The following is a 5,258-nucleotide window of genomic DNA, read 5'->3' as shown; positions in this document are numbered from 1 at the left end:
GCCCCAGCTCGGCTGGGGAGCCCGCGCCCATCGGCCCGATGAGCTCACCCGGCGGTGGCGGATCTGGCGCAGGAGCCGGCGCCGGTGCCGGCCCGATGAGCGCACCCACTGCCGCGGCGGCACTACCTACCAACGCTCCCGCCTCCACGGCGGGGCCGCCGCCGGGCCCGTCCACCGGGGTTGCCGCCGGGATGCCGATGGGCATGATGCCCCACGGCTCGGGCAACTCGAGCCCGAAAGACCGTGACGCAGGCTTAGCCCCCGACGAGCCGATTTACGTCGAAGACCGCCCGCACAGCGCCGCATACATCGACGGCGCCATCGGACCGCCCCCGCCGCCAGAAATCACCGACCAGCAGGAAGCGCCATGACCACGCCCCAATTCCCGATCCATCCGCTGGTACTCCAAAGCCTCGACCTGGCCGACGCCTACGTCGCCCAGCTCGACCGCTACCTGGACATCCGCGCCAAAACCACGACCACTGCTACCGATGCCACCAAAACCGTTGCGGTAACCCTCAACGACCACGGCTGGTTCGTCGATCTGTGGATCAAACCCGGCACCGCGCGGCTAGGTGCAGCCACCCTGGCTGAGCGCCTCAACGAGGCACTGGCCACCGCCAACCGCGCCGCCGCCGAAACCACGACGTCAATCGATGGCGATTGCCAACAGGTCATGGAGGCGCTCAAAGCCCAAGCCGCCGCCCTCGACGAACAACTCGCCCTCGGCCCACAGGCCACCTACTACACACCACCGCCGGCCCAAACAGCATCCGCCACCGACGACGACCTATGGTGAACACGCACCTGGACCGGTTTCTGACCGCCGGAGCCCCCGACCCGCTGGCCCAGCTCGCCGACGGCCGCTACGCCCGGGTCTCAGCCACCGGAGAAATCACCGTGGTCGGCAGCCAACCCGCCTGGCGCCTGGTCGCCGACGCCCGCTGGCAGCCTCGCCGCGTCTACCCAACCCCATGGGCGGTCGCCGCCATCACCCCCACCGACGACCTCGTGGTCCTCAACCTCGCCGCCGTCGACATCGCCCACCTGCCCGCCGGCGTCGTCCGGTCTCTACAACTGCAAGCCCACCAGTTCTGCTCAACCACCAAGTGGTCACGAACCGCCCGCACGCCCGCGGCCATGGGCCACGACGGTCAACTCCTCATCGGAACCCACAAAATACCAGTCAAACAACCATTATCGACACCAGAAGAAATCTTCGGAATCGAGTGCGGAAAAACATTCCACGACCTATCCCCGAAACGTCGCCGCATCGCTCAACTACTCGACACATCAGGCGGCCTGACCCTCGAAGAACTCACCGAACACTTCACCACCAACCCCAGCCGCCGCCGAGCCGTGAAAAACTCGCTCCACACCGAATTATCCCGAATGAGAAGCCACCCCAACATCACCATCAGCCATCACAACGACGGGCGGTACACGATCAGCCGAATAACCACCGAAAAACCCACTCCTGACCATGTTTCCCACTGCTAGGCTCAACCACATGCAACCCGGCCACGACCTGCCGCCGCAACACCCGAGCGTCACCGTCAGCGACCCCGCACGCACCATCACCGCCACCACCGTCAACGGCTACACCACCAACATCAAACTCACCCCCGCAGCACTGAATGGCACCGAAGCCGACCTTGCGGCCAAAATCCTGGCCGTCGCCCAGTTCTCCCGCGACCGCGACCGCGCCGACCGCGCCGACCGCCTCGTCGCCGAATCCGTCGCCGCCGGAGACAACGAACACGCCTGCCGCACCTACCTGCACAAAGAACACAATCTGCCCACCCACGCCGACGTCGACGCCGCCTACACCGCCCACTACCAGCAACCCAACCCCTAAACCCGCCCCATGGCCGCCGTCAAAGACGACCGCTCCCAGGTGGTGTCCAAACAACACCCGCCGTCCAAGCGACTTACCACCAAAATCCAATTCTCCGGCGCCATCTTCATCCGCCGCCGCCTCGAACACGCCATCGTGCGCCGCAACACCCAAATGTGGGACGACCCGATGCGTTTCTACAGCCGCGCATCCACGGCCGGCCTGGCCATCACCGCCCTCATCGCCGGCGTGTGCCTGCTGATGGCTTTCCTTAAACCACAAGGCAATCCCGGAAACGCCGAACTTCTCGCCGACGCCACCAACGGCCAACTGTTCGTGCTCGACCAAAACGTGCTGCGCCCCGTCCTCAACCTCACCTCCGCGCGGCTGATCATCGGCCGAGACCACAACCCGCGTCGGGTCAAATCCAGCGAGCTCGCCCGCCACCGCCGCGGCCAGCTCGCCGGCATACCCGGCGCACCCTGGGACACCCCCACCGCGGCGGCTGGCGACGGCAGCTACTGGAGTGTGTGCGACACCGTCAGCCACCCCGCCAGCACCCGCCCCACCGTCGAGGTCTCCGTGCTCGCCGAGCAACCCACCTACGGCCCGGACACCACCACCGCCCTAGCCGTAGGACAGACCATCCTGGCCACCTACCACAGCCAGAACATGCTCATCGACCACACCGGCCGCCACGCCATCGACTTGACCAACACCGCCATCACCACCGCCATCAACCTGCCGCCCAACCACGCGACCACGCCCCTGTCAGCGGCCCTCTACAACGCACTGCCGGCCGCCGACCCCATCGCCTTACCCGAGATCCCCGACGCCGGCCAACCCAACACCATCGGCCTGGACCCCACCATCACCGTGGGCACCGTCATCGCCAACAGCACCAACCCCGACAAACAGCACTACGTCGTCCTGGCGGACGGGATCGCCCCGATCAACCAGGCCACCGCCGCGGCACTGCGCAACACCAACACCTACGGCCACCTCGACCCACCCACAGCACCGGCCGACAAAATCACCGCCGCCCCACCACGCACCTACCCCTCCCCGCTGCAACCCGTCACCGTCATCGACCGCGCCACCAACCCGGTTCTGTGCTGGGACTGGTCCAAAACCGGCGCCGAAACCACCTCACCCCAAATCACCATCGCCGCAGGGAAACAAATCCCCCTGTCGGAGCGACAACGCGTCGCCCACGTCAAACAGATCACCACCGACCTGACGGTCTACCAAGCCGGCGGCGGCAAAACCGGCACCGAACCCACCGGCCGGTACGTACACGTCATCAACCCAACCGGAAACCCAGAAAACCAGTTCTACATTGACTCAGGCGGCGTGCGTTACGGACTACCCGACATCAAAGACGCCGAACACCTCGGCCTGCACAACCCCCAACTCGCGCCCTGGCCCGCCATCCGACTCCTGGCCGCCGGCCCCGACCTCACCCAGGCCAACGCCCTGCTCGAACACGACACCCTGCCCACCGACCCCACACCGAGAGCCATCCCCACCAATTGACGTCCTCCCCTGGAATCCAGGGGATTTCAACCCCATCCCCACTACCTATGCGGCAGGAGAACAGAGTTGAGGTTCACGGTTCGCAGACCGGCTAGCGCCGAGGTCTCCCCGTGCTGTCACCGCCCGTCCGGCGGCAATGTTGCGTGCAGCGTTCACGTCGGCGTTGCACGGCCCCGAGTTGCAGGTCTCGCACTCGAAAACCGCTTGGCTCTTGCGGTTGCCGGACGCGATGTGGCCGCATGCGGAACATCGTTGCGACGTGTACGCGGCCGGGACCTGCTCGACCCGGCCAGAGGCTTTGTGTTGAAGACGCGCAGCGAGCAGGCCCCAACAGCTGCGGCTGATAGCCCGGTTGAGGCCGCGTTTTTGCGCGACACCGACACCGGGATCTTCCACGGTCCCGCGTGCCGACCGAGTCATCGCACGAACATCAAGCGCTTCGATGCGGATCGTGTCGAACCGCCGCGCGATATCCGTAGTGGCCTTTTCGACCCAGTCCTTACGTCGGTCGGTCTCACGCGCTTTGAGCTTCGCGATCGCGCGTTTCGTGCGGGCACGCCGGTTGGAGCCAGGCTTCGCGCGGCCCAGACGCTGCTGCAGCACCGTCAACCGATTTGCCTCACCGCGGCTCAGGCCAGGGGCGTGCAGCATCTCACCGGTCGACAGCGCCGCCGACACCGCAACACCACGGTCGACACCAACCACGCTGCCCTCACCCGGACCCGCGATGGGATCCGGAATGTGGGCGAACGCGATATGCCAGCGGCCGGCCCGATCGCAGGTAACCCGGTAGGACTTCGTCCCCGCCGGGATGGGCCGCGACAGCCGGAAACGTACCCAGCCAACCTTGGGCACCCACACGCGACCGAACCGACGGTTCAGACGCTCAACGTGATGCGATTTCAGCCCGACCTGCCGAAAACCCTCATGTACCCCGGCTTTGCGCCACGTTGGGCGGCGATGAGTGCCGGCGAAGAAGGCCCGTATCGCCTGGGCGAAGTCCCGCAGCGCCTGCTGCTGGACGGTTTGCGAGCCGGCCGCCAGCCAGCTGTACTCGGCGCGGGCCGCGGTCAGCTGAGCGCATTGCTCGTTATAACCGGGTGCGCGGCGTCCCGGCTGCCAGTGCTGTTGCTGCTCAACAGCCAGATTCCACACATACCGGGCGTGGCGGCAATGCTCGGCCAAGGCCGCCGCCTGCTCGGCAGTAGGAAGAAGCCGGTACCGCGACACACCGCCAAGCTAACCGCACCCCCCGACAAGCGACCGAAAGGAGAAGCGGCGTTTCCTCCCCCGGCAAAAGCCAAGGGCTTCCACGCCGCAAAAATCCTCCGATGAGCACCCGCAGATTCACGCCCACCTACAAATCCGGGCCCACGGCTGTCACCGGTGAAGTCGAGCTCAAAGCCCCTGAAGAAATCGGCATCGAGGTCGAACAAAAAGGCTGGCAAAAGCTGGTGTTCCCGATGATGGCGGTATTCATGCTGTTCATGGTCGGCATCACCGTGTACATGGGCGTGCGCAACTTCTCCGTGCAGTACATCATGATGCCGATGGTCATGATCATGATGGGCGTCTCCACCATGACGGCCTACGCCAGCGCCTCCGGCAAATCCGTGCCCGAACTCAACGCCGAACGCGCCGAATACCTGCGCTACCTCACCAAGGTCCGCGAACGCGTCGCCACCTCCGCCCAACAACAAGTCATCTACTACGGCTACCACGGCCCCCACCCCACAGACCTGACCGGACTTATCGGCAAAACCCGCCAATGGTCACGTCAAGCACCCACCGACGACAAACCCTCCGACTTCTACATCGCCGCCCGGGTCGGCGTCGGGGCCGTGCCCGCCGAAGACAAACTCACCACCAAGGCACCCGACCCCAC

5 protein-coding genes and 2 pseudogenes are annotated in these 5,258 nt (G+C 65.7%); 6 read left to right on the top strand and 1 reads right to left on the bottom strand.

The annotated features are described in order from the left end of the window. From BKN37_RS28970 to eccB, 5 genes and pseudogenes are all read left to right on the top strand, one after another. A pseudogene (locus tag BKN37_RS28970) lies at positions 1-371 on the top strand (hypothetical protein); the annotation flags it as partial. After that, entirely contained in the window at positions 368-799 is a 432-nt protein-coding gene (locus tag BKN37_RS25580) for a hypothetical protein (RefSeq protein WP_071029918.1), read from the top strand. The pseudogene BKN37_RS28970 and the gene BKN37_RS25580, both read left to right, overlap by 4 nt. 101 nt (positions 800-900) lie before the next feature. Next, positions 901-1,500, top strand: coding sequence for a hypothetical protein (locus BKN37_RS25575; RefSeq protein WP_131823700.1), 600 nt, complete (start codon positions 901-903; stop codon positions 1,498-1,500). A gap of 10 nt (positions 1,501-1,510) precedes the next feature. After that, on the top strand, positions 1,511-1,858 hold the full coding sequence (locus BKN37_RS25570) for a hypothetical protein (RefSeq protein ID WP_071029914.1): 348 nt from the start codon (positions 1,511-1,513) through the stop codon (positions 1,856-1,858). 9 nt (positions 1,859-1,867) lie between these two features. Next, positions 1,868-3,373 carry a type VII secretion protein EccB gene (eccB, locus tag BKN37_RS25565; protein WP_071029912.1) on the top strand — a complete coding sequence of 502 codons (1,506 nt, stop codon included), beginning with the start codon at positions 1,868-1,870 and terminating at the stop codon, positions 3,371-3,373. Between the two features lie 45 nt (positions 3,374-3,418). Here eccB and BKN37_RS28135 read toward each other — a convergent pair whose 3' ends face one another. Further along, the gene (locus BKN37_RS28135) at positions 3,419-4,603 is read right to left on the bottom strand and encodes an RNA-guided endonuclease InsQ/TnpB family protein (protein WP_083342050.1); all 1,185 of its coding nucleotides are present in this window, start codon (positions 4,601-4,603) and stop codon (positions 3,419-3,421) included. Between the two features lie 101 nt (positions 4,604-4,704). On the opposite strand from BKN37_RS28135, the pseudogene BKN37_RS25560 reads away from it, so the two are divergent. Then, a pseudogene (locus tag BKN37_RS25560) lies at positions 4,705-5,258 on the top strand (type VII secretion protein EccCa); the annotation flags it as partial.

It is taken from the genome of Mycobacterium talmoniae (assembly GCF_001854525.1).
GTDB lineage: Bacteria > Actinomycetota > Actinomycetes > Mycobacteriales > Mycobacteriaceae > Mycobacterium > Mycobacterium talmoniae.
The sequence above is the reverse complement of the archived record's forward strand: the minus strand, read 5'-3'. Positions and strand labels throughout refer to the sequence as shown.

Bases quoted from the DNA above. Each gene is read 5' to 3' on its own strand.
- BKN37_RS25580 (WP_071029918.1), top strand. From the start codon at position 368: ATGACCACGCCCCAATTCCCGATCCATCCGCTGGTACTCCAAAGCCTC.
- eccB (WP_071029912.1), top strand. From the start codon at position 1,868: ATGGCCGCCGTCAAAGACGACCGCTCCCAGGTGGTGTCCAAACAACAC.
- BKN37_RS25570 (WP_071029914.1), top strand. From the start codon at position 1,511: ATGCAACCCGGCCACGACCTGCCGCCGCAACACCCGAGCGTCACCGTC.